General features: G+C 58.8%; 21 protein-coding genes. 15 read left to right on the top strand and 6 right to left on the bottom strand.

Annotated features, from left to right (window positions below; translation table 11 throughout):
• Positions 1-117 precede the first annotated feature (117 nt).
• Positions 118-1,455, top strand: coding sequence for a murein DD-endopeptidase MepM (mepM, locus tag OKC42_RS04765; RefSeq protein WP_005354854.1), 1,338 nt, complete (start codon positions 118-120; stop codon positions 1,453-1,455).
• A 71-nt stretch (positions 1,456-1,526) separates the two neighbouring features.
• Here the strand turns inward: mepM and OKC42_RS04760 are convergent, their stop codons facing one another.
• Complete coding sequence (locus tag OKC42_RS04760; protein WP_047434489.1) at positions 1,527-2,471, bottom strand: D-2-hydroxyacid dehydrogenase; 945 nt, start codon at positions 2,469-2,471, stop codon at positions 1,527-1,529.
• Positions 2,472-2,633: 162 nt separating this feature from the next.
• Here OKC42_RS04760 and OKC42_RS04755 point away from each other — a divergent pair, with 162 nt between their 5' ends.
• Positions 2,634-3,215, top strand: a complete 582-nt coding sequence (locus tag OKC42_RS04755; RefSeq protein WP_005335839.1) for a YjaG family protein — start codon at positions 2,634-2,636, stop codon at positions 3,213-3,215.
• 71 nt (positions 3,216-3,286) lie between these two features.
• On the opposite strand, the gene OKC42_RS04750 is transcribed toward OKC42_RS04755, so the two are convergent.
• Positions 3,287-3,766: a MarR family winged helix-turn-helix transcriptional regulator gene (locus OKC42_RS04750; protein ID WP_139735550.1), complete on the bottom strand. Its 480-nt coding sequence runs from the start codon at positions 3,764-3,766 to the stop codon at positions 3,287-3,289.
• 163 nt (positions 3,767-3,929) lie between these two features.
• On the opposite strand from OKC42_RS04750, the gene OKC42_RS04745 reads away from it, so the two are divergent.
• Positions 3,930-4,457, top strand: a complete 528-nt coding sequence (locus OKC42_RS04745) for a hypothetical protein (protein WP_064339378.1) — start codon at positions 3,930-3,932, stop codon at positions 4,455-4,457.
• 9 nt (positions 4,458-4,466) lie between these two features.
• The gene (locus OKC42_RS04740; RefSeq protein ID WP_270819148.1) at positions 4,467-6,065 is read left to right on the top strand and encodes a BCCT family transporter; all 1,599 of its coding nucleotides are present in this window, start codon (positions 4,467-4,469) and stop codon (positions 6,063-6,065) included.
• A gap of 119 nt (positions 6,066-6,184) precedes the next feature.
• Here the strand turns inward: OKC42_RS04740 and OKC42_RS04735 are convergent, their stop codons facing one another.
• Positions 6,185-7,423, bottom strand: a complete 1,239-nt coding sequence (locus OKC42_RS04735; RefSeq protein ID WP_270819147.1) for a multifunctional CCA addition/repair protein — start codon at positions 7,421-7,423, stop codon at positions 6,185-6,187.
• 237 nt (positions 7,424-7,660) lie between these two features.
• Here OKC42_RS04735 and mutY point away from each other — a divergent pair, with 237 nt between their 5' ends.
• From mutY to mltC, 3 genes are all read left to right on the top strand, one after another.
• Positions 7,661-8,713, top strand: coding sequence for an A/G-specific adenine glycosylase (mutY, locus tag OKC42_RS04730; RefSeq protein WP_201943014.1), 1,053 nt, complete (start codon positions 7,661-7,663; stop codon positions 8,711-8,713).
• Positions 8,714-8,721: 8 nt separating this feature from the next.
• Positions 8,722-8,994 carry an oxidative damage protection protein gene (locus OKC42_RS04725; RefSeq protein ID WP_005335828.1) on the top strand — a complete coding sequence of 91 codons (273 nt, stop codon included), beginning with the start codon at positions 8,722-8,724 and terminating at the stop codon, positions 8,992-8,994.
• 117 nt (positions 8,995-9,111) lie between these two features.
• Positions 9,112-10,215: a membrane-bound lytic murein transglycosylase MltC gene (mltC, locus tag OKC42_RS04720; protein WP_042052484.1), complete on the top strand. Its 1,104-nt coding sequence runs from the start codon at positions 9,112-9,114 to the stop codon at positions 10,213-10,215.
• An 85-nt stretch (positions 10,216-10,300) separates the two neighbouring features.
• On the opposite strand, the gene OKC42_RS04715 is transcribed toward mltC, so the two are convergent.
• Positions 10,301-10,687 (bottom strand): YgiW/YdeI family stress tolerance OB fold protein, encoded by a 387-nt coding sequence (locus OKC42_RS04715; RefSeq protein WP_005335826.1) that lies wholly within the window; start codon positions 10,685-10,687, stop codon positions 10,301-10,303.
• A gap of 254 nt (positions 10,688-10,941) precedes the next feature.
• Here OKC42_RS04715 and OKC42_RS04710 point away from each other — a divergent pair, with 254 nt between their 5' ends.
• Both OKC42_RS04710 and ompA read left to right on the top strand, forming a co-directional pair.
• Complete coding sequence (locus OKC42_RS04710) at positions 10,942-11,979, top strand: SGNH/GDSL hydrolase family protein (RefSeq protein WP_139410097.1); 1,038 nt, start codon at positions 10,942-10,944, stop codon at positions 11,977-11,979.
• Positions 11,980-12,244: 265 nt separating this feature from the next.
• Complete coding sequence (gene ompA, locus OKC42_RS04705) at positions 12,245-13,282, top strand: porin OmpA (RefSeq protein ID WP_005335824.1); 1,038 nt, start codon at positions 12,245-12,247, stop codon at positions 13,280-13,282.
• Positions 13,283-13,413: 131 nt separating this feature from the next.
• Here the strand turns inward: ompA and OKC42_RS04700 are convergent, their stop codons facing one another.
• Positions 13,414-14,436, bottom strand: coding sequence for a GGDEF domain-containing protein (locus OKC42_RS04700; protein WP_201943008.1), 1,023 nt, complete (start codon positions 14,434-14,436; stop codon positions 13,414-13,416).
• 134 nt (positions 14,437-14,570) lie between these two features.
• Between OKC42_RS04700 and rnr the strand changes: the two genes are divergently transcribed.
• The 4 genes from rnr to OKC42_RS04680 are packed head-to-tail and all read left to right on the top strand — an operon-like array spanning position 14,571 to position 18,797.
• Positions 14,571-16,964, top strand: coding sequence for a ribonuclease R (rnr, locus tag OKC42_RS04695; protein ID WP_005354835.1), 2,394 nt, complete (start codon positions 14,571-14,573; stop codon positions 16,962-16,964).
• Entirely contained in the window at positions 16,961-17,710 is a 750-nt protein-coding gene (rlmB, locus tag OKC42_RS04690) for a 23S rRNA (guanosine(2251)-2'-O)-methyltransferase RlmB (protein ID WP_201943004.1), read from the top strand. Before rnr ends, rlmB begins: the two co-directional genes overlap by 4 nt.
• A 2-nt stretch (positions 17,711-17,712) precedes the next feature.
• Positions 17,713-18,285, top strand: a complete 573-nt coding sequence (locus OKC42_RS04685) for a Crp/Fnr family transcriptional regulator (protein ID WP_103250883.1) — start codon at positions 17,713-17,715, stop codon at positions 18,283-18,285.
• Positions 18,286-18,341: 56 nt separating this feature from the next.
• Positions 18,342-18,797 (top strand): GNAT family N-acetyltransferase, encoded by a 456-nt coding sequence (locus tag OKC42_RS04680; protein WP_064335423.1) that lies wholly within the window; start codon positions 18,342-18,344, stop codon positions 18,795-18,797.
• Positions 18,798-18,869: 72 nt separating this feature from the next.
• Here the strand turns inward: OKC42_RS04680 and srmB are convergent, their stop codons facing one another.
• On the bottom strand, positions 18,870-20,093 hold the full coding sequence (srmB, locus tag OKC42_RS04675) for an ATP-dependent RNA helicase SrmB (RefSeq protein ID WP_005343175.1): 1,224 nt from the start codon (positions 20,091-20,093) through the stop codon (positions 18,870-18,872).
• 118 nt (positions 20,094-20,211) lie between these two features.
• Here srmB and OKC42_RS04670 point away from each other — a divergent pair, with 118 nt between their 5' ends.
• Complete coding sequence (locus tag OKC42_RS04670; protein ID WP_201943001.1) at positions 20,212-20,922, top strand: tRNA1(Val) (adenine(37)-N6)-methyltransferase; 711 nt, start codon at positions 20,212-20,214, stop codon at positions 20,920-20,922.
• Positions 20,923-21,113: 191 nt separating this feature from the next.
• Positions 21,114-22,418, top strand: coding sequence for a branched-chain amino acid transport system II carrier protein (brnQ, locus tag OKC42_RS04665; protein ID WP_139472472.1), 1,305 nt, complete (start codon positions 21,114-21,116; stop codon positions 22,416-22,418).
• Positions 22,419-22,655: the final 237 nt, after the last annotated feature.

Here is a 22,655-nt window from a genome sequence, read left to right as displayed (position 1 = left end):
TCATGCAGATTGTGATGAACTATTTGTAACTATTTGTGTCCAACAAACAGTTTTATACGGTTTTGTCACAACTGACATCGCAACTCACACTCTTTAGATCTAAATACAGGATAGCGGATGAAACGTCTCCGTCCCTTGGTAGTACAGGCTGCCAATTGGGAACCACCGGTTCCCCGCAAACACTTTTACGCCATGCTGATGCTGACGGCCATGACCCTGTCAGCAGTGGCATTATTGCCAGCTCCGGGTGACATCCTCGAGCGGCCGCTGCGTCTTGAGTTGCCCATTGATACCGCCGGTACGGCAACCAACGAAAACAACACCGACTTTAACGAAATTCCCGATCACGAACTGGTTGATCAGAGTGCGCCGGATGACGACATCCCGGTCGACACCACCCCCCAGTGGCAGGATTACCGGGTCCGCAACGGCGAAAACCTGACCGCCATTTTTAACAATCTCGGTCTATCCACCACCACCCTCTACAAGGTGCTGGACGCGGACAACAAGAACTATCTGGCGCGCCTCAAGCCGGGCCAGAATATCGAGCTGCTGATCGATCAGGACAACATCCTGCAGCAACTCAAAATCCGCCTGAACATCAAGCAGACGCTGGTGATGGCGCGCAGCGACGATGCCTATACTGCCTCTATGATCAATGAGAAGGTTGAGTGGCAACCGCAGCGTTACAACGGCGTGATCAACGGCAGCTTCTATGTCAGTGCCCGCAATGCGGGTATTCCGGCCAACCATATCCAGAAAATTGCCAACCTGTTCCAGTGGCGAATGAATTTCGCCAAGGATCTGCAGAAGGGCGACAAGTTCAAAGTGCTGGTACGCCAGGAGACGGTGGAAGGCAAGAGCACTGGCAACAGCCAGCTGCTGGGTGTGGAAGTGACCAGCCAGGGCAAGACGGTGTCGGCCTGGCTCTCCGATGACGGCAACTATTACGACGGTCAGGGCAACAGTCTGGAGCGCGGATTCCGCCGCTACCCGACCCACAGCCGCTATCGGATCAGCTCCAATTTCAACCCGGCGCGCAAACATCCGGTAACCGGTATGGTGCGTCCTCACGAGGGCACCGACTTTGCGGTGCCGGTGGGCACGCCAGTGCTGGCGACCGGTGATGGTATCGTCCAGAAGGCAACCAGCCACCCGCTGGCGGGCACTTATATCGTCATCAAGCATGGCCGTACTCTCTCTACCCGTTATCTGCACCTGAGCAAGCTGCTGGTCAAAACCGGTCAGCGAGTGAAGATGGGCGACAAGATCGGCCTCTCCGGTAACACAGGTCGCTCGACCGGTGCTCACCTGCACTACGAGCTGCGGATCAACAACCGCCCGGTCAATGCCATGACCGCCAAGCTGCCTATGGCTGAACCGCTCAGCGGCAAGGAGCGTCGTCAGTTCCTTGCCAAGGTGAAGAGCTACCGCAAGGAGCTGGCAGCGGGTTGATTCCTGTCGTCACAGCCTGAAATGAAAGGCCCCGCCAGATTGGCAGGGCCTTTTTACATGCGCAGTGAGGGTTAGTAACCCTTGTCGAAGTCGATTTTGCCATCCAGTGGCTGGCCATCGATAAAGCGGATGTAGTTGCGCACAAAGATCTGGGCTACATCATCCGGGAAACTGTAGGCGCTGTTGTGGGGGGTGACGATGAGGTTGGGTTGGCCCCACAGTGGACTGTCGGCGGGAAGCGGCTCCTGCTCGAACACATCCAGCACCGCCATCGCCAGCTTGCCGGTACGCAGTGCAGTGAGCAGATCGCCCGAGTGCACGGCGCTGCCGCGGCCAACGTTGAACAGGATGGCGCCCGGTTTGCAGTGTTCGAAGCGGGCGGCATTGAACAGATGACGGGTATCGCGGGTGGCTGGCAGCACGCTGACGATGACATCGGCCTGCGCCAGCATCTTGTTGAGCGCAGGTAGTTGATAAACCTGATCAAACCCGGCCCGCTCCCGACCGCTGCGGCTGATGCCCAGCACCTTCATGCCAAAATGTTTGCCGGTGTGGGCGATATGCTGGCCAATGCTGCCGGTCCCCAGGATCAGCATGGTGCGCCCCTTGAGGCCCTGATAGGGGTGGCTTTGCCACAGTCGCTGTTTCTGCTGCTCCCGATAAAGGGGGATTTGGCGCATCAGGCTGAGCAGATGACCAAAGACATACTCGCTCATCAGCGGGCCGAAGATGCCGCGTACATTGGTGAGTTGATAATCACGGCGACTGTCAGGATCGAGCAGCACATCGACTCCCGCATAGGTGGACTGGAACCAGCTCAGCTTGTTGGCTTTGGGCAGCAGCGGTTTGGCACGGGCCGGTTCGGCCATCAGAATATGGGCTTCGCCGATCAGCTTCTCGGCATCGCCCGGATTATCGGCCCGCAGAATGCGCAGATGGGGGAGATTGGCGGCCTTGAGCAGCCGTTCGTAGTGAGCATTATCCTGGCTGAGCAAAAGAAGGGTACGTTGGCTCATACTCTTGTTCCTTATCAGAATTTGCGGCGCAACAAGATGCCGCTCTCGACCCATCTTACCTGACTTCATATCGCAACATAGCCGACCAGGGCGCTTTTTCGTTTTCGCCGCGCCCCTCGTGGGCTACAATCTGCCCCACATTTTGCAAAGGATCCGACTCCAGTGTTTGGTGACAAGTTTTATAAGCGACTGGCCGAGCTACAGCCTTGGCAACAGACCGTCTACACCCTGGCGCTGGCAGAGCGCATGTACCCCAACTATGCCCTGTTCTGTCAGGCCTCCGGCTTTGGCAATGCAGGCGCTTTCCGGCATGCGCTGGATCAGATGTGGGTCTACCTCACCGTCAAGGGATCCCGGGTCAATCTGGGTGCCATTCTCGAAGAATTCGAGTCTCACATTCCGGATCCCCGCAAGTTTGAATCCTACGGTGCCTATCCGGCGCTGGATGCCTGTGTTGCGCTGGGCTGCGCCTATAACTCGGTGATCTGCCGGGTTGGCGAAGAGGCCAACGATGCCAGCCATGCGTCGGTCGGTACTGTGGCCGGTTTTATCGAGCTGCTGGAAGAGCGGGATCTGACCGAAGAAGAGCTCTACGAGCACGAGTACATGGAAGCTGAGCTGGAGTTCCAGGTCGAGCTGCTCAAGCGGGTTGCCCATGAGCGCGACAGCGATCGTATCCTGGCCATCAGAGTATTCGCCTCTCAGGATGGCGTCTCCAATATCGGGATCAGCCTGGAAGAGTAATTCTCTGCGGCCCCTGATCGAAAAAAGCTCCCGTTCGGGAGCTTTTTTTATGCCTGAAATTGTTCAGCAGCTTATGCCTGCTCTTCGGTGAGGGGTCTGACGCTCAGCACCGGGGCTGCGTCGATTTCGTCTGCATTCATCATGGAGGAGATGCGTTGCAGGGAGGAGAGCAGCAGGGTCTGTTCCCACGCTTCCAGCGCCTGAAAACGCTGGATGAAGCGCTCTTGCAGCGGGGTCGGGGCCTGAGCCAGCAGGGCGTAGCCTGCGTCAGTCAGTGTCGCGTGAACCTTGCGCTTGTCGGTATTGCTGCGAACGCGCTGCACCAGTTGGCGGCTCTCCAATCGGTCCATGATGGTGGTGGCGGTAGCCTGGCTCATGTTGGTGTGATCGGCCAGCTGGCGCATGGAGGTCTGTCCCAGCTCGTCGATCCCTTTGAGCAGCAAGAGTTGCGGGGAGGTGAGCCCGGCTTCTTTGATCAAGCGCCTGGAGTGCATGTCGATGGCACGAATAATCTGGCGCAGGGCGACCAGCACTTCATCATGTTTTTCCATGGGGTGTGCGTCATTGAAGGGCAATGGAGAGGCGCAAAATTTTCCGCCTAATTCGTCACAAGGTCAATATTGTTTTTGCTGTAATAATTTCTGCTCTAATTAATTTTGTGTTAGGTTGACGGGCATTTCACGGAATTCACCCTGACATTTGAGGAGCGAAATGATGAATGACGAGCTGGATATCAAGTCTCTGGTGGCCGAGTTACGTGTGGTCAGAGTGCGCTATGAACTGCCGGATACCTCGGCTTTTGTGCGCTATCAGCCTGCCTATGATGAAGACCCGAACAACCTCAAGGTACACCACTATGATGGTGAGTTACCCCTCTCTTGCAGTGAGACAGGTACTTTCAACCTAAAGGAGTTGGTGAACGAATTGCGCTACGCCTATGTGCTGGTGCACCTCTTTCCTGACGAAAGTGCCATGAACTTCTATCTGACCGGCCTCGATACCGGCCTGGCCCAGCTGGAATTCATCGGTGGCTCCTACGACTTCAACCGCCTCTGGATCACCAGCGGTATCTCCAATCTGGGCGTCCCCATGGCGATCTTCCTTGGCAAGCGTCACGCCGTGAATGGCCAGCCCTCGGTTTCGCTGGTGGATCACCGCGAACAGGTGGCTGGCAAACTGGTCTATCGCGCCATCGGCGGTGCCGGTGATCATGTGGGCGAAGACTTTTTCAACAACGACTAAGGAGGCTGGATGCGAGCAAGCAAAGGGCTATTGAAAGGCCTCAACCCCACCATGGCCATGACGGCCCTCACCGTGATCACCCTGTTTTTGCTGTTTGGCGTATTTGTTCCCGATGCCGCGGCCGCCTGGTTTGTCGGTGCCAAGGATCAGATTATTGCCGGGTTCAAGTGGTACTACATTCTGGTGGTCGCCCTGTTCCTGTTCTTCGCTGTCTACCTGATGTTCAGCCGTTTTGGCAGCATCCGGCTGGGTGACGACGACCAGGTACCGGAGTTCGGCTACTTCGCCTGGTTCTCCATGCTCTTTAGCGCGGGCATGGGGATCGGTCTGGTGTTCTGGAGCATCGCCGAGCCGATGAACCATCTGCAGGGCAATCCGTTCATTACCGAAGGGATGACCCCGGAAGCGGCCCAGATCGCCATGCGCCTCACCTTTTTCCATTGGGGCCTGCACCCCTGGGCCATCTATGTGATCGTCGGCCTGTCACTGGCCTTTTTCAGCTACCGGCGCAAGTTGCCGCTGGCGATCCGCTCTGTGCTTTACCCCATCCTTGGCGAGCGGATTTACGGTTTTTGGGGCCATGCGGCCGATGTGTTGGCCGTGTTCGGTACCGTGTTCGGGGTGGCGACCTCCCTTGGCCTAGGGGTCTCCCAGATGAATACCGGCCTCAACCAGATGTTTGGTATGGCGGTGTCGCAGTCCAACCAGCTCTGGCTGATTGGCGGTATCAGTCTGATCGCCACCCTGTCGGCGGTCTCCGGGGTCGGGCGCGGGGTGAAGATCCTCTCCGAGCTCAATATCTGGCTGAGCGTCTTCGTTCTCGCACTCTTTCTGGTGTTGGGGCCGACCACCTATATCCTCAACGCCTATGTGCAGAACATCGGTGATTACCTGCAGAACATCGTCAAACTGAGCTTCTGGACCAACACCGAGGCCAACGGCACTTCGGCCTGGCAGTCGAGCTGGACGGCGTTTTACTGGGGCTGGTGGATTGCCTGGGCGCCGTTTGTCGGCATGTTTATCGCCCGCATTTCCAAGGGGCGTACTATCCGCGAGTTTGTGCTTGGTGTGTTGCTGGTACCCTCGCTGCTCGGCATGTTCTGGCTCACCGTGTTTGGCGGTACGGCGATGAATCTGGAGCTGTTTGGCGGTGGCGGCGTGGTCGCTGCGGTCAATCAGGATGTGACGCTGGCGCTCTATAAGACGGTCGAACTGCTGCACTGGGATACCTTCGGCTGGATCGCCAAGGCCGTGCTGACCCTGCTCATCTGCACCTACTTCATCACCTCCAGTGACTCGGGCACGCTGGTCATCACCACTCTGCTCTCCATCGGTGATCAGGAGCCGCCGGTACTGCACCGCGCCGTATGGGGTCTGGGGCAGGGGCTGGTTGCCGCTATCCTGCTGGTTTCCGGCGGCCTGGCGGCCTTGCAGGCGGCCAGCATCATAGCGGCACTGCCCTTCTCGGTGATCATGTTGGCGATGTGCTATTCGCTGATGCTGGGGCTCAAGCAGGAGAGCCAGCGCCAGTTCGAGTATCGCCAGAACCTCAAGCGCCACGATGGCTCATCCCATATGAGCCTGATGGAGCGAATTGGTCCCGCATAACGGCACCAGCAGGGGTTAGCGCCCCCCTCACATATTAATCTGGATGCAAAACGGCCGCCCTGGCGATGCTCTCCTTGCGGAGCTCATCATCAGGGCGGCCGTCTGTTATGGGGCCGAGGTTACTCTTCGATAAAGGTCCACTCATCCTTGATGCGGCTGATGGCATCAGTGCGCTTTTTGGCCAGCTGCTCCTTGATCTCTTCTCCTTTGAAACCGGCCGCCACTATCTCTTTCACCGGCACTGCCTGGGCGGCAGCCAGCGCTTCTGCCACATAGTCCGGCTCGGCGTAGACCCGCTCCTCGAAACCTGTGCGGCCGTGGAAGTCGGCGCGGCAGGCGTCCAGCAACTGGGCAAAGCGCGCGGGCCGGCGCCAGGCATCTGCCTTGTCGAACACCTTGAGCAGGGTGGCGGGCTTGAGCTCAAAGGCGATGTGGATGTGGGTGTGCAGATCGCTCACCAGCAGTGCCAGATCCCTGCACTCGTTGGGAACCCGGAACCGCTCGCACAGGGATCGTATCAGCGGCAGCCCCTTCTGGCCGTGACCGTGATGGCTTGGCCAGAACTCCTTGGGGGTTACTCCCTTGCCAAGGTCGTGGCAGAGGGCGGCAAAGCGGACGGTCAATTCCGGGGAGATCCGGCACGCCTGCTCCAGCACCATCAGGGTGTGGATGCCGGTGTCGATCTCCGGGTGCCACTTGGCCGGGGCGGGGACGCCAAACAGCGCGTCGATTTCGGGGAACAGTGCCTTCAGGGCGCCGCACTGGCGCAGCACCTCGATAAAGATCTGCGGGGTCGGCCCCAGCAGCACCTTCTCCAGCTCCTTCCAGACTCGCTCCGGCGTGAGGTGGGCCAGCTCGCCAGCGGCCGTCATCTCGCTCATCAGGGCGAGGGTCTCCGGCGCTATGGTAAAGCCCTGAGCGTGGAAGCGGGCGGCGAAGCGGGCGACCCGCAGGATGCGCAACGGATCTTCGGCAAAGGCGGGTGATACGTGTCGCAGCAGCCGCTTTTCCAAATCCTCGATGCCGCCGTAGGGATCGTGGAGCTGGCCCTGATCATCCTCGGCGATGGCGTTGATGGTGAGATCCCGGCGCAGCAGATCCTGCTCCAGGGTCACATCGGGGGCGGCGTGGCAGACAAAGCCGGTGTAGCCCTGACCCTGTTTGCGTTCGGTACGGGCGAGGGCATACTCCTGCTGGGTTTTGGGGTGAAGAAATACCGGAAAGTCGCGACCGACCTGGGTAAAACCCAACGCCAGCATCTGCTCCACGGTGGCGCCGACCACCAGATGATCCCTGTCGCCCTGCGGCAATCCGAGCAGGCGATCCCGCACTGCGCCCCCAACCAGATAAGTCTGCAAATCGTCTCTCCCGTCATCAATCGTGGGGCCGAGTATATCGTCTTTGTTACCGCTTTGCTGCCTGACCACCACCTGCCCGCAGCGCCAGTCAGCGCGGCTTTGACTTGGCCGTGACGAGGCCTTACGCTGCCGCACCAGATAGCTGGCGCTGTGTTGCGGGATGACTTTATGCCCGCTCAGGCCAGATGAGCCGAAGGAACCGCAGAGTTCCCCTTATATCAACGACATGAGAACAACGTGAATCAATCAACCTTCGCAAGCCGGGTTCTGGAGTGGTACGAGCTTCATGGCCGCAAAACCCTGCCCTGGCAGCAGGAGAAGACCCCTTACCGGGTCTGGGTCTCGGAGATCATGCTGCAGCAGACCCAGGTAGCCACAGTCATCCCCTATTACCAGCGTTTTATGGCGCGCTTCCCCGATGTGGTGGCGCTGGCCGATGCCCCTGTCGACGAGGTGCTGCACCACTGGACCGGGCTTGGCTACTACGCCCGGGCCCGCAACCTGCACAAGGCGGCCCAGCAGATCCGCGATCATCACCACGGCCTCTTTCCCGAGCGCTTTGACGAGGTGATGGCGCTGCCGGGCATTGGTCGTTCTACCGCCGGGGCCGTGTTGTCGCTCTCTCTGGGTCAGCCCCATGCCATCCTTGATGGCAACGTGAAGCGGGTACTCACCCGCTGGCTGGCGCTGCCGGGCTGGCCCGGTCAAAAACAGGTGGAGAACGAGCTGTGGGAGATCGCCATCCGGCTGACTCCCAAACTGGGGGTGGCGCAATACAATCAGGCAATGATGGATATCGGGGCGACGATCTGCACCCGCAGCAAGCCTGCCTGTGATCGCTGTCCGGTGCGGGCCGATTGCCAGGGGCTGTCGCAAGGCAAGCCTACCGCTTATCCCAACAGCAAGCCCAAGAAGAGCATTCCGGCTCGCGATGGCATCATGCTGCTGATCCGTCACGGCGATGAGCTGCTGCTGGAGAAGCGGCCGCCACAGGGGATCTGGGGCGGGCTCTACTGCTTCCCGCAGGTGGCCTCGCTGGCGGAGGTGGAGGGTCTGCTGGCATCCCTCGGCCTGAGCCATCACGGTTATCGTGAACTGGCCGGTTTTCGCCATACCTTCAGCCACTTCCATCTCGATATTCAGCCGCTGCTGATTGACATTGATGAGGCGCAGCCGCTGCGGCTCATGGAAGCAGATAACCGACTCTGGTATAACTTACGCCATCCTGCCGAGGTGGGGCTGGCGGCCGCCACGGCCCGTCTGCTCGCCTATCCAGAGTTACAACCATAGAGGTCAACATGAGCCGTACTGTATTTTGCCAACGCCTGAAAAAAGAGGGCCCGGGTCTGGATTTCCAACTCTATCCCGGTGAGCTCGGCAAGCGGATTTTTGACAACATCAGCAAGGAAGCCTGGGCCGAGTGGCAGAAGAAGCAGGTGATGCTGATCAACGAGAAAAAGCTCAACATGATGAATCTTGAGCATCGCCAACTGCTGGAAAAAGAGATGGTCAGCTACCTGTTTGATGCAGGTGAAGTGCAGATCGAAGGTTACACCCCGCCTGCCCAGTAAGCTCTCCGGCTGTTGTACGTGTGAACAGGTGCGGGAATGGCGCCACACTGGCGTGACCGCTCCTGAAGTCGCAGCAAATGAATGATGGGCAGCTCTGCTGCCCGGTTTGAGGATCCTATGGGCCGAATTTTTTGGCTGCTGTGCACCCTGCTGTTTCTCTCTGCCTGCTCATCTTCCCCCAAGCCCAGCGGGAGTGAGGATGACGATCTGGTCAACGGCAAGGACATCCGCGGTTTTGAACACATGATCAGCGCGCTCTCCCATAACGTGAACGAGATATGGGGGCGGGAGGCGCTGTTTGCGGGCAAGTTTGACTACGTCAAATACACGGATCAGTACAAGAGCCGGGCCCACATCGACTTCTCCAGCGGCCACATCATGGTGGAGACGGTCTCGGGCATCGATCCCCGCGCTCACCTGCGTCGCGCTATCATCGAGACCCTGCTGACGCCGGACGATCCGGCGGAAGTGGATCTTTACTCCGATCGGGAAATTCTGACCGGCGGCGAGCCTTTCCTCTATGGTCAGGTGCTGGACAACCAGCGCCAGCCAATCCGAGCCTCCTGGCGCGCCGAGCGTTATGCCGATTACCTGCTCAACACGGCGATGAAGAAGCGCACTCTGGGTATTCGCACCATCTTCTTCGTCGATATACCCATGGTGGCCAACCATGAAGATCGACGGGGCTACAAGTATGCGGGGATCATCCGGGAAGCGTCGCGCAAATACGGCGTGCCGGAGAGCCTGATCTATGCGGTGATCAAGACCGAGAGCAGCTTCAACCCCTATGCGGTGAGCCATGCCAACGCTTATGGCCTGATGCAGGTGATCCCGGCTACCGCCGGTCGTGACGTCTATGTTCGGGTCAAGGGCAAGAACGGCCAGCCAACCCGGGAGGAGCTGTTCAACCCGGCCTACAACATCGATGTTGGTACCGCCTATCTGCACCTGTTGCAGACCGTCTATCTGGCGGATATCGAGGATCCGCGCTCCCGTCGCTATGCGGTGATCTCCGCCTATAACGGTGGCGCTGGCGGGGTGCTCAATACCTTCTCCAGCGATCGCAAGGCGGCGCCGGGCCGGATCAACCGGCTCTCCCCCGAGGCGGTCTATCAGGTGTTGACCGAGCAGCATCCCAAAGAGGAGGCGCGCCGTTACCTCTACAAGGTCAATCAGGCCGAGAAGGGCTTCAAGAGAGCCTTTGCCAGTCGGGCCGGTTAAGCGGTGACGCTGGGTTAACCATGCAAAAGGGCGCTTGATATCAAGTGCCCTTTTAACGTCTGGCCAGTTCGTCGTTGAAGTGGCCTTATTTGGCGATAAAGCCGCCCTTGGTCTGCGGGGCCGCGCCCACTTTCTCCAGGGTTTTCACTTCCACTTCGGTTTTGTTCCAGCTGTGGTCCACTTCACCACGGATGCGGATCTGATCATCCGGGCCCACTTCGGTGCCACGCCACACATCCTGATCCACTTCGACCTCCACCTCACCGCTGGCATCGCGGAACAGATAGTTCTCGCCGCCCAGGTGCTTGACCAGTTTCCCTTCCAGGGTGGCCCAGCTGTCATCGGCCAGATCTTTCAGTTGAGCAACGGAAACCTTGTTCTGCTCCTGCGGGCCGGTATAGGCCGCCATGGCAAAAGAGGAGACAGACATCAGGGTCAACAGTCCGATTACGCTTGCGCTTGCCTTGTTCATTTCATACTCCTGTCGTTGGTATGGGGGCATTGTGCCGGGGGGGGCGTGAAACAAGCGTGAAAGAAATAGGCTGGTGTGATTGTCTGTTTTGTGAGCGCAAGCGATTTCATCGGTGGTGGAACATGTGTGATTTCATCTGGAACTGTAATCTGTCGCCTTCACCAGAAGTCAGTGGCTGCAGACTCTTCCCATGCCTGTCGCCACTCGAGGAGAAGTCCGCAGGTCTCACCTGCTTAATCGAAGAGCATAACAATATGAAAAAATGGCTTGTTTGTTTATTGGGGTTAATGGCATTGACCGCGCAAGCGGCAGAGGGACGCCAACCTTTTTCCCGGGTCGTGATGTTTGGGGACAGCCTCTCCGACACCGGCAAGATGTACAAAAAGATGCGGGGCTATCTCCCCTCCAGCCCACCTTACTTCAACGGGCGCTTCAGCAACGGCCCGGTGTGGCTGGAGCAGTTGGGTGACGAGCGTTTCCCCGGTCTGGTCGTGGCCAACGAGGCGGAAGGCGGTGCAACCGCGGTGGCCTATAACCATCTGGGGGCCCTGAATGGCTGGCTCGGTTTCTGGTCCTGGGATCCCAAATATCAGGTGATCAACAACCTCGATTACGAGATCGATCAGTTCCTGAAAAAGGACAAGTTCCGCCCCGATGATCTGGTGGTGATCTGGGTCGGTGCCAACGACTATCTGGCTTATGGCTGGAACACCGAGCGGGATGCGGATCGGGTGATCGATACCATCCGGCTGGCATCCAACCGGTTGGTGCTCAACGGTGCGCAGCAGATCCTGCTGTTCAACATCCCGGATCTGGGGCAGACCCCGTCAGCCCGCAGCATGAAGGTGGTGGAGAAGGTGCGCCATGTGGCCAGCTACCACAACCAGAAGTTGCAGAACCTCACTCGAGAGCTGGCTCCCCTTGGCATCGTGAAGCTGTTCGAAGTGGACAAGCAGTTTGACGAGATGATGCGCGATCCTCAGCTGTTCGGGCTGAGTGACACAGAACACGCCTGCTACGGTGGCGGCTATACGTGGAAGCCATTCTCCGGTAGCGCCGCCGAGGTGGCTGCGACCCCGGCTTTAAGTTTCTCCGAAAGAGTGGCTATTGCCGGTAACCCGATCCTGGCGCAGGCGGTGGTGAGCGGGCAGGCAAAAGGGCGAGCAGCGACTCTCAACTGCGATGAGCATATGTTCTGGGATCAGGTGCATCCGACCAGGACGGTGCACAAGGTACTGAGCCAGCGTGTTGCTGACTTTATCGATCAGCACTACGAGTTTGTTCGTCACTGATATCGCTTCGGGCCAGCATGTTGCTGGCCTTTTTTCCCTTTCAGCCCTCTTCTGTGCGTCTTTTTGCGTCACATCTAGTTCAAATAACAAACGTTTGTTGCTGTTTTTGTAACGTGGTTGCGTTAGAGTGTTTTTTGTTAATTGATATCAGTGACTTGAAAATAGGCTAACGTTGATATGCTGCGATCGCTTTTGGGTGGTTGCACCTATAAGACGAGGTGATATCAATCAACCTCCTCCTACATAAAGTTGCAGAGGCTCAAACATGAAAAAATCATTGATTACCTTGCTGGTTACCGGCTTGCTGGCGGCCAATGCCCAGGCTGCCGGTCAGGACAACACCTGGTATGGCGGTGCCAAACTGGGTTGGTCCAACTTCTACGGCATTGATGAAAGCAATGCCCTGACCCTTGGCAATGAGACCAACGATGCCTTGGGAGCAGGCGTGTTTGGCGGTTATCAGATCAACAAGAATCTGGGACTGGAGCTGGGTTACGATTATCTGGGCAATTACAAATACGATGCCACTACGGCGGCAGGCGCTTTCAGTGATGAAGTAAAAGCACAGCTGGCTCAACTGACCCTGAAACTGGGCTTCCCGGTTACCGATAATCTGGATCTGTATGGTCGTGTCGGTGGCGGTTATGGCTGGGCTGACACCAAGAGCGATGTCTACAAAGATGACAGCCGCTTTGTCATGGTCGGAGCACTGGGTGCCGAGTATGCATTCAACCTCGACTGGGCTGCTCGCCTGGAGTATCAGTACACCACCCCGTATGGCAGCCGCGATGATACCGGTCTGAGAATGGATAATGGCCTGCTCTCGCTGGCAGCGGTTTATCGCTTTGGTCAGGTTGCCCCTGTGGCGCCCGCCCCGGCTCCGGAACCTGCTCCTGCACCTGTGATGGTTGAGAAGCAGTTTACCCTGAGCTCCGATGTGCTGTTTGACTTCAACAAGGCAACCCTCAAGCCAGAGGCCAGTCAGGCACTGGATAGCCTCTATAGCCAGATTGAAGAGGCGCGACCCAAAGATGGCGTAGCAACCGTAATTGGCCACACCGACCGTATCGGTTCCGATGCCTACAACCAGAAGCTCTCCGAACAGCGTGCCCAGACCGTTGCCAACTATCTGGTTGGTAAAGGGATCCCGGCCGCCAAGATCAATGTGGAAGGGCGTGGTAAATCCTCACCGGTTACCGGCGACAGCTGCGTCAGCAAGTCCAAGCGTGAGCTGATCGTCTGCCTGGCTCCGGATCGCCGTGTTGATGTGAAAGTCGAAGGTGTCAGCGAGGTGCAGGAGTAATCCTTCACACTGAGCAGATCTCCACTGGGGCTGGAAGGAACAGCCCCTGTCGGAGCAAGAGAGACCAAAAAGCCAGTCAGTTGATCTGACTGGCTTTTTACATTGGCATTGCGGTCGGACAAGGGACTACATCAGGAAGGGAGTGGCATTACCCGGTTGCGCCCCAGCTCCTTGGCCTTGTAGAGCAGCTTGTCGGTACGTTCGACCAGACTGTCTGCGCTCTCCTGACCGTTGAACTCACCCACGCCAAACGAGGCTGTGATGTGGTCGATGCGGCGGCCCGATTTGCGATCCAGAATCGACATCCGCTCGATGGCGCGGCGCATGCTTTCCGCCATCTGTCTGGTCAGCGCCAGCGAGCGATGGGGGACCAGCATGGCGAACTCCTCCCCACCCAGCCGATAGGCGGTGACCCCCTCCTTGCAGGCATCGCGCAGCCGTTTGCTGAAGGCGCGCAGCACCTGATCGCCGAGCAGGTGGCCATATTCGTCGTTGAAGTTCTTGAAGCGATCGATATCGGCGAGGATCAGCGAGAAGGGGTGCTGGCTGCGGATCAACCCCTCCAGCTCCAGATCGAAGGCGCGGCGGTTGAGCAGGTTGGTGAGGGCATCCTCGTTGGCCAGTTTGCGTGTCTCGTTGAGCGCCGCCCGCAGCTCCTTGATCTCTTTCTCCGCATTGCTGAGCTGGTTGCGAAAGTGCATGGTGGACATGCGCACATCCCTCGATTCGCGCACCAGCTCCCGCAGGATCCCCATGGTGTCTTCCAGGCTGAAGCCCTCGTCATCAATGCGGCTGAGCTTGTCAAAACTCTTGTCGAGCATCTCCTGAAACATGCCGGTATCGGAGATGGCGTCCTGCATGGAGTGGCCGAGCTCATTGGCCATGGCGGCGAGGCTCAGTTTCATCGCCTCCATCTGCTTCTCGTCCTGAGCGGCCAGATACTGGTGATAGAGTCGCTCGCAGGTGGTGAGCGAGCAGGTTCCTTGCATTTTTACTGCCTGATCAATCGCCTGGTTGAGCTCGGGCATGCTGGCCGAGACATAGTTGTACCACAGGTGGTAATTGTCCGGCGTCGTGGGGATCTGGTACTTGATCATCAAGGGCACCGCCTGTTTGAGATAGGCGGCGGATTGGGCAAATGTGTCCTTACTCATGAGTTCTGTGTCTCATCATGCCAGCGAACTGAAGATAGTATGACAGAGAGATTGGCCAAAAGGCAGCCGATGGATGCCATTCGCCCCCCCCTCCGATATAATGGCACCGTTACCACCTACCCTAAGGCCTGCTTATGTCTCAAAAAGATCCTTTCCTCGAACGCGAGGCCGAAAAATACGATAACCCCATCGCCAGTCGCGAGTTGATCCTGGAACTCATCAAGGGCCATGAAAAGCCCATGTCCCGTGAAGAGTTGGCCAAGGTCCTCAAGCTGAAAGATGAAGAGCCGTTGGAAGCCTTGCGTCGTCGTCTGCGCGCCATGGAGCGTGATGGACAACTGGTATTCACTCGCAACCAATGTTATGCCCTGCCGGATCGCCTGAATCTGGTCAAAGGTTATGTAATCGGCCACAAGGATGGCTTCGGTTTTCTGCGTCCGGAAGGTGGTGGTCCGGATCTGTATCTGAACAACCGAGAGATGCAACGCCTGATGCATGGCGATTACGTGCTGGTGCAGCCGACCGAGATCGACCGCAAGGGTCGTCAGGAAGCGCGTCTGGTGCGCCTGCTCAAGTCCCGTGAGGCAGACATTGTCGGCCGTTACTTCGTCGAGAATGGCGTTGGTTTCGTGGTGCCGGATGACAGCCGTATCGGCCAGGACATCATCATCCCGGAAGGGGAGAACAAAGGGGCTCGCCAGAGCCAGGTCGTGGTTGTGCGCATCAACCAGCGTGCCACCTCCCGCATCAATGCCGTCGGCACCGTACTGGAAGTGCTGGGCGAGAACATGGCGCCGGGCATGGAGATCGAAATTGCCCTGCGTACCCACGGCATTCCGCACACCTGGCCGGAAGAGGTGACCAAAGAGGTTGCCGGTCTCGGCGAGCAGGTGCCGGAGAAAGCCAAAGAGGGCCGCATCGACCTGCGCGCTCTGCCGCTGGTGACCATCGACGGGGAAGATGCCCGTGACTTCGATGACGCCGTCTTCTGTGAAGCCAAACGCGGTGGCGGCTGGCGTCTGTGGGTTGCCATTGCCGACGTTTCCGCTTACGTGAAGCCCGGCACGGCGCTGGATGCCGAAGCGTATCAGCGCGGCAACTCCGTCTACTTCCCCGAGTTCGTGGTGCCCATGCTGCCGGAGGTGCTCTCCAACGGCTTGTGTTCCCTGAACCCGCAAGTAGACCGCCTCTGCATGGTGTGCGAGATGACCATCTCCGCCGCTGGTCGCATGTCCGGCTACAAGTTCTACGAAGCGGTAATGAACTCTCACGCCCGTCTGACCTACACCAAGGTGGCGGCGATCCTCGACGGGGATCCCAAGCTGCGTCAGCAGTATGATCCGCTGGTGGGCCACATCGAAGAGCTGAACAACCTCTACAAGGCGCTCAAGCATGCCCGTCACCAGCGCGGCGCGGTGGAGTTCGAGAGCGAGGAGACCCGCTTCATCTTCAACGCCCAGCGCAAGATCGACCGCATCGTGCCACTGGTGCGCAACGATGCCCACAAGATCATCGAAGAGTGCATGATCCAGGCGAACGTCGCCGCGGCCCGTTATATCGAGAAGAACGAAGCCTTTGCCCTGTTCCGGGTCCACGACCGTCCGGGCGAAGAGCGTCTGACCGGTTTCCGCGATTTCCTGGCCGAACTGGGTCTGGAGCTCAAAGGCGGCCTCGAGCCCGAGCCGAAAGACTTTGCCGAGCTGGCTGCCAAGTTTGAAGGGCGCCCGGATGCGGAGCTGCTCTCCACCATGCTGCTGCGCTCCATGCGTCAGGCCATCTATCAGGCTGACAACATCGGTCACTTCGGTCTGGCGTTGAAGTCCTACGCGCACTTCACCTCGCCAATCCGTCGCTACCCAGACCTGATCCTGCACCGGGCGATCAAGTACCAGACTGCCAAGGAGCAGCAGGGCAACCTGCGCCACAAGTGGACCCCGAGCGGTGGTTATCACTACCAGCTGGAAGAAGTGGACCCGATGGGCGAGCACTGCTCCATGACCGAGCGCCGTGCCGACGATGCGACCCGCGATGTGGCCGACTGGCTCAAGTGCGAGTACATGCTGGATCACGTGGGTGACGAGTTCGACGGCGTCATCGCCAGCGTCACCGGCTTTGGCTTCTTCGTGCGTCTGGCCGAGATCCACATCGATGGTCTGGTGCACGTCAGCACCCTCACCAACGACTACTACCAGTTTGATCCCCTGCACATGCAGCTGATCGGCGAGAACTTCCGCCGTCGCTACCGTCTGGGTGACAAGGTGCGGGTCAAGGTGATGGGCGTGAACCTGGACGATCGCAAAATCGACTTCGTGATGGTCGAAGAGCCGCTCAAGGCCACCGGCAAGAACGCCAAAGAGATGGCGCGCAAGCAGGCCGAGATCAAGAAAGAGAAGGCCAAGAGCGCCCAGCGCCACGAAAAACGTAAAGAGGGCAAGGATCACGGCAAATCCGACAAGGGTGGCCGTGCCAAACCGAGCAACAGACGACCGAGCAAAAAGGCTCGCGATAAGGCCAAGAGCACTAAATGAGTACTGAACTGATCTACGGCATTCACGCTGTATCCGCGCTGCTGGAGCGCACCCCGGAGCGTTTCATCGAGGTATGGGCGCTGAAGGGGCGGGATGATGACCGGCTGCAACCCCTGCTGACCGAGCTGGAATCCCTCGGCCTCAAGGTGCAGAGCGTGAACCGCAAGACCCTTGATGACAAAGCGGAAGGCAACAATCACCAGGGCATCATGGCCCGGGTGAAAGAGGCGCCGAAGCTCGCCGAGCACGATCTGGCCAGCTTGCTGGACGAGTTAGCGGCACAACAGAGCCAGCCCTTCCTGCTGGTGCTGGATGGCGTGACCGACCCGCACAACCTCGGCGCCTGCCTGCGCAGCGCCGATGCTGCCGGGGCTCATGCGGTGATCGTGCCGCGGGACAAGGCCACCGGCCTGACCCCGATCGTGCGCAAGGTTGCCTGTGGCGCGGCCGAAGTGGTGCCGCTCATTCAGGTCACCAACCTGGCCCGTACCCTGCGCGAATTGCAGGAGCGCGGCGTCTGGATTGTCGGCACCGCTGGCGAGGCCGATCACGACCTCTATCAGGCCAAACTGACCGGCCCGATGGTGCTGGTGATGGGGGCTGAAGGCAAGGGGATGCGCCGTCTGACCCGCGAGCACTGCGATGAGCTGGTGAGTATCCCGATGGCGGGGGCGGTATCCAGCCTCAACGTCTCGGTGGCAACCGGTGTCTGCCTGTTTGAAGCTGTGCGTCAGCGCCGCGCTTGATCATGCTGACTGACAGACCCCCCTTCGATTGGGCGCAGGTCGCAGATAAAGAGGAGGCCGCGCGCCTCCTCTCTTTTGCCCGCCCGCTGACCCTCAGCCCGAAAAGCTGCCTCTGGCACGCCGGTGACAGCCCGGATCTGCTGGTCAGGGTGGAGCAGGGGCTGCTGCGGGCCAAGCTGGTGCTGGAGGATGGCCGCGAGTACATCAAGGAGTTCTACTGGGAGGGGGACGAGTTTCTCGACTTCCACCACCTGCTTAGTGGCGAGCCAGCCCGCTACAGTGTGGAGGCGCTGGAGCCCTGCCATCTGCAGCTGTTCAGTCTGGTCGACTTGCGCCAGCTGCCCGGCTGGCTGCGCTGGTACCAGCACCTGTTGGAGGTGCAGCTGCGCATCAAGGAGGAGAAGGAGCAGTTACTGTTGACCGGCAGCCCGCAGGCGCGCTATCAGCACTTTCTCGACAGTTTTCCTGCACTCGATGCCAGAGTGCCCGACCACCAGATCGCCGCCTATCTCGGTATCACGCCCATCAGTCTGAGCCGCATTCGCAAACGGCTGAAAGAACTTAACAAAGGTTAATGCAGGGCGCTGGTGCCGCGATTATGCTGGCAGGCCGAACTGATAAGGAGTTGCCGATGAACTGGATCCTGAAACCCTGGTCTGAACTGACCACTGACGAGTTGTATGAGTTGCTGGCGCTGCGGGCCGAGGTGTTCGTGGTGGAGCAGACCTGCCCCTTTCAGGATCTGGACGGGCTCGATCGCCGCGAAGGGGTCTGGCACCTGCTCGGTTATCAGGGCGAGCTGCTGGCCGCCTATGCGCGGATCATGGCGCCCGGCATCGGCGACGAGAGCGGCGCCGCCATAGGCCGGGTGGTGACCTCACCCAAGGCGCGTGGCGGTGGTCTTGGTCATAAGCTGATCGGCGAGGCGGTCAAGGCGTGCGAGGCGCGCTGGCCGACCCACAGCATTTGGTTGGGGGCGCAGGCCCATCTGCAAGGCTTCTATGGCCAACACGGTTTTGTGGCGGAAGGGGAAGGCTATCTCGAAGATGATATCCCCCATATGGGGATGCGCAGAGTGGTGGCATAACCACTCGTCAGAGTGATTCAGAATGCAGAAGGGCCATCCCGCGGGATGGCCCTTCTCTTTATCGCCAGGCGATCACTTCTTCTTTTTCTTCTTGGCGGACTTCTTCTTGTCGACCGGCTTTTTCTTCTTCACCGGTACCCGCGCTTCTTTGTGTTTCGGGCGCAGCTCGTCGATCACCCGGCGCTTGAGGCGCTCCTCGGTGTAGCGTTCGATCTTGGCGACCATCGCCATGTCGTGGGCTTCTACCAGGCTGATGGCACAGCCACGGTTGCCGGCGCGGCCGGTACGGCCAATCCGGTGGACGTAAACGTCGGCGCCGTAGGGCATGTCGTAGTTGATGACATGGCTGACGTTCGGCAGGTCGATGCCGCGGGCGGCGACGTCGGTGGCGATGAGGAAGGGTACTTCCCCTTCGTGGAACTTGCGGATCGACTCGATACGCTTGCTCTGCTCCATCTCGCCACGGATCCAGGCACAGGAGATACCCGCAGCCTGCAGCTGGCCGGAGAGCTCCGCCAGACGCTCGCGAGTCTTGACGAAGATGATCGCCTTCTGGGTTTCCGGATCTTTCAGGATATGGGTCAGCAGCGCCAGCTTGTGGGCGGCGTCATCGGCCAGATGGATCCACTGGGTAATGGGGCGACGTTCGCTGCGCGGCGGCTCGGCGTGCAGCTCCACCGGATCCTTGAGGATCTCGTTGGCGAACTTCTCAAGGCCGGCCCCTTCCAGGGTGGCGGAGAAGAGCATGGTGTGCTTGCGGTAGCGCGCTTCGGCCACGATGCGGTTCACATCCTTGATAAAGCCCATGTCCAGCATGCGATCCGCTTCGTCCAGTACCAGCACCTCGATGTCGTGGCTCTCGAACTCCTCTTTCTCGATGTACTCGAGCAGGCGGCCCGGGGTGGCGACCACGATGTCGGTGGTTTTGGTCAGGGCAGGCAGCTGCTCTTCATGGCTGACGCCGCCGATGATGGTCTCGATGCTGAGGTTGGTGTGGGCCGCCAGCGCCTTGGCGTGGGCAGTGACCTGCAGCGCCAGCTCGCGGGTTGGGGTCAGGATCAGCATGCGGCAGGGGCCCGGCTTGCGGCGCGGGAAATCCAGCAGGTGCTGAAGCGCCGGCAGCAGGAAAGAGGCGGTCTTGCCGGTACCGGTCGGAGCGGATGCCAGAATATCGCGGCCGTCCAGGGCTGGCTCCAGTACCATCTGCTGGATGGTAGTGGGGCGGGTGAATCCCATCTCGGCCAAAGCCCGGTTGAGGGCAGGGTGCAGGTCGAAATCATCAAAGGACTGGCTCATGGCAATACTCGGTCATTAAGGAAACGGCAGATTATAGGCGATTATCTCGTCGGCTCCTATGGCGAGTGTGGCTTAGTCGCTATAATCGCCAACCATTTTTTCAGATGACGGGGGCCAGATGGGGCGTAGTCGCGGTTTTACCTTCAAACAGTTCCATATCAATCACGATCGCTGCGCCATGAAGGTGGGCACCGACGGCATCCTGCTCGGTGCCTGGGCCCCGGTCGAACAGGCGCGCCGGGTGCTCGATATCGGCACCGGCAGCGGCCTGATCGCCCTGATGCTGGCCCAGCGCAGCAGATCTGACTGCCGTCTTGATGCGGTCGAACTGGATATTAATGCGGCCAGTCAGGCGCGGGAGAATGCGGCTGCTTCTCCCTGGGCCGATCGGGTGACCGTCATAGAGAGTGCCATTCAGGATTATCAGGCCGTCCCTTATGATCTTGTCGTCTCCAACCCGCCCTATTTCGTGGCAGGCCAGTCATTTAGCGATCCGGCGCGGGCGTTGGCCCGCCATACCGGTGCCCTCGACAGCCCCGCATTACTGGCGGCCTGCAATCGTTTGCTGAGCCCGAACGGGCAGGTGGCGCTGGTGCTGCCGACGGCGATGGCCGATGAAATTTTATGCATTTCGGCGAATTATGATCTGCATGGCATTTGTTATACAGCTGTTATAACCAGAGAGGGTAAAGAGGCAAATCGTGTTTTATTGCTACTTGGCAGAGGATTAAACAGGTGTGAGAGGGGTGAAATTGTGATCCATTCTGCTGATGGGGCCTATTCCGACAGATATATCCAACTGACCAACCCCTTCTATTTGAAGATGTAAATTTCGTCTTGAACTATTTTTTCACGCCATTATGCTGGTTCCAGATCGAGCGCCCGCTCCAGACCAGCTAAAACCACTGGTTGCGATGAAAAAACATGCGGGGCTCTTTTTTTATACCCCCTGAACACACCCGGTCAGCGACCGATAAAAACTATAACAAGCAATAATTTACAAGACAGACGAGGTTGAACTTGACGAAATCACTCACATTGTCCGATGTACTCGGATTAGGGTTTATGACCTTCGCCTTCTATCTGGGCGCCGGTAACATCATTTTCCCGCCGTTGGCCGGTTACATGGCTGGTGAGCACCTCTCCCTGGCGATGCTTGGCTTCCTGGTCACTGCCGTGGGCCTGCCTCTGGTGACCATTCTGGCCGTGGCGAAAGCCGGTAACGGCTGGGCTGGCATGACCAAACTGCTGCCTGCCGGTGTCGCGACTGCGCTGGCCGTTGCCATCTACATCATCATCGGCCCGGCCTTTGCCGCGCCCCGTACCGGTCTGGTTGCCTACGAGATGGGCCTCAAGCCGTTCATCGGTGATATGGGGCAAGCGGGTCTGGCGGCCTATACCGTGATCTTCTTTGGTGTGGCCATTCTGGTCTCCATGAACCAGGGCAAGCTGATGGACGCCATCGGCAAATACCTGACTCCGGTACTGATGCTGCTGCTGCTGACTCTGGCTATCGGGGTATTCGTAGCACCGCAAGGCTCCATGCCTGATGCGTCCGGTGACTATCAGAACAGCCCCTTCGTCAAAGGGATCCTGGAAGGCTACAACACCATGGACACCCTGGCGTCCCTGATGTTTGGCGCTCTGATCGTCGATCTGCTGCGCCAGAAAGGCATCAACGATTACAAGAGCCAGTTCAAGTATCTGGCCATTGCCGGCCTCATCTCTGCCGTTGGTCTGAGCGTGGTGTACGTCTCCCTGTTCCAGCTGGGTAACACTGCAGCCGGTGTGGCGACCGATGTCAGCAATGGTGGCGCCATCGTCAACGCCTACGTACTGAGTCTGTTTGGTCAGCCGGGTCAGTTCATTCTGGCGGCCATCATCACTCTGGCTTGCTTTACCACTGCCGTGGGCCTGATCTCTGCCTGCTCTGATTTCTTCCACAATCTGACCGGCATGGCTTACAAGAAGCTGGTGGTGTTGCTGGGCGTTATCTGTGCCGTGGTGGCCAATGTGGGCCTGAGCCAGTTGATCAGCCTCTCCATTCCGGTGCTGGTTGCCATCTATCCGGTTGCCGTGGCGCTGGTACTGGTCACCTTCCTGAAGGGTTACTTCGGCCGTCCCCGTCTGGTGTTCCGTGGCGTGTTGATGGTTGCCTTCCTGTTCGGTTGCCTGGATGGTCTGGGTGCTGCCGGTATGAAGATGGATGCGTTTGCCTTCCTGCCGCTGTTCGACAAGGGCCTCGCCTGGCTGATGCCAACCCTGCTGGCCTGCGTAGTTGGCGTGATGGTGCGTCCGACCGAGATGGCTGCCGAAGCGGCCTGATCACACCCGATGTGATATTGCCAAGAGCCTGCCCCGTGCAGGCTCTTTTGTTTTCTGTGAGCCTCGCTTTGCTGCCGTAATTGTAACCGTATGAAGATAGCACCTGAGCAGCCGTATCTTGCCGCTATAACCCGTTCCCCTCTTCTTGCCTCCCATACGCCACGTGTGACACCTGTTTATGGAGCGCCGAGTTGTTCGGCGATTAATTCCACAGCAGTAAATTGTTTCAAGATATTA

This window comes from Aeromonas sp. Y311-2 (genome assembly GCF_027706025.1).
Taxonomy (GTDB): Bacteria; Pseudomonadota; Gammaproteobacteria; order Enterobacterales; family Aeromonadaceae; genus Aeromonas; species Aeromonas veronii.
This window is presented reverse-complemented; position numbering and strand designations above follow the sequence as displayed.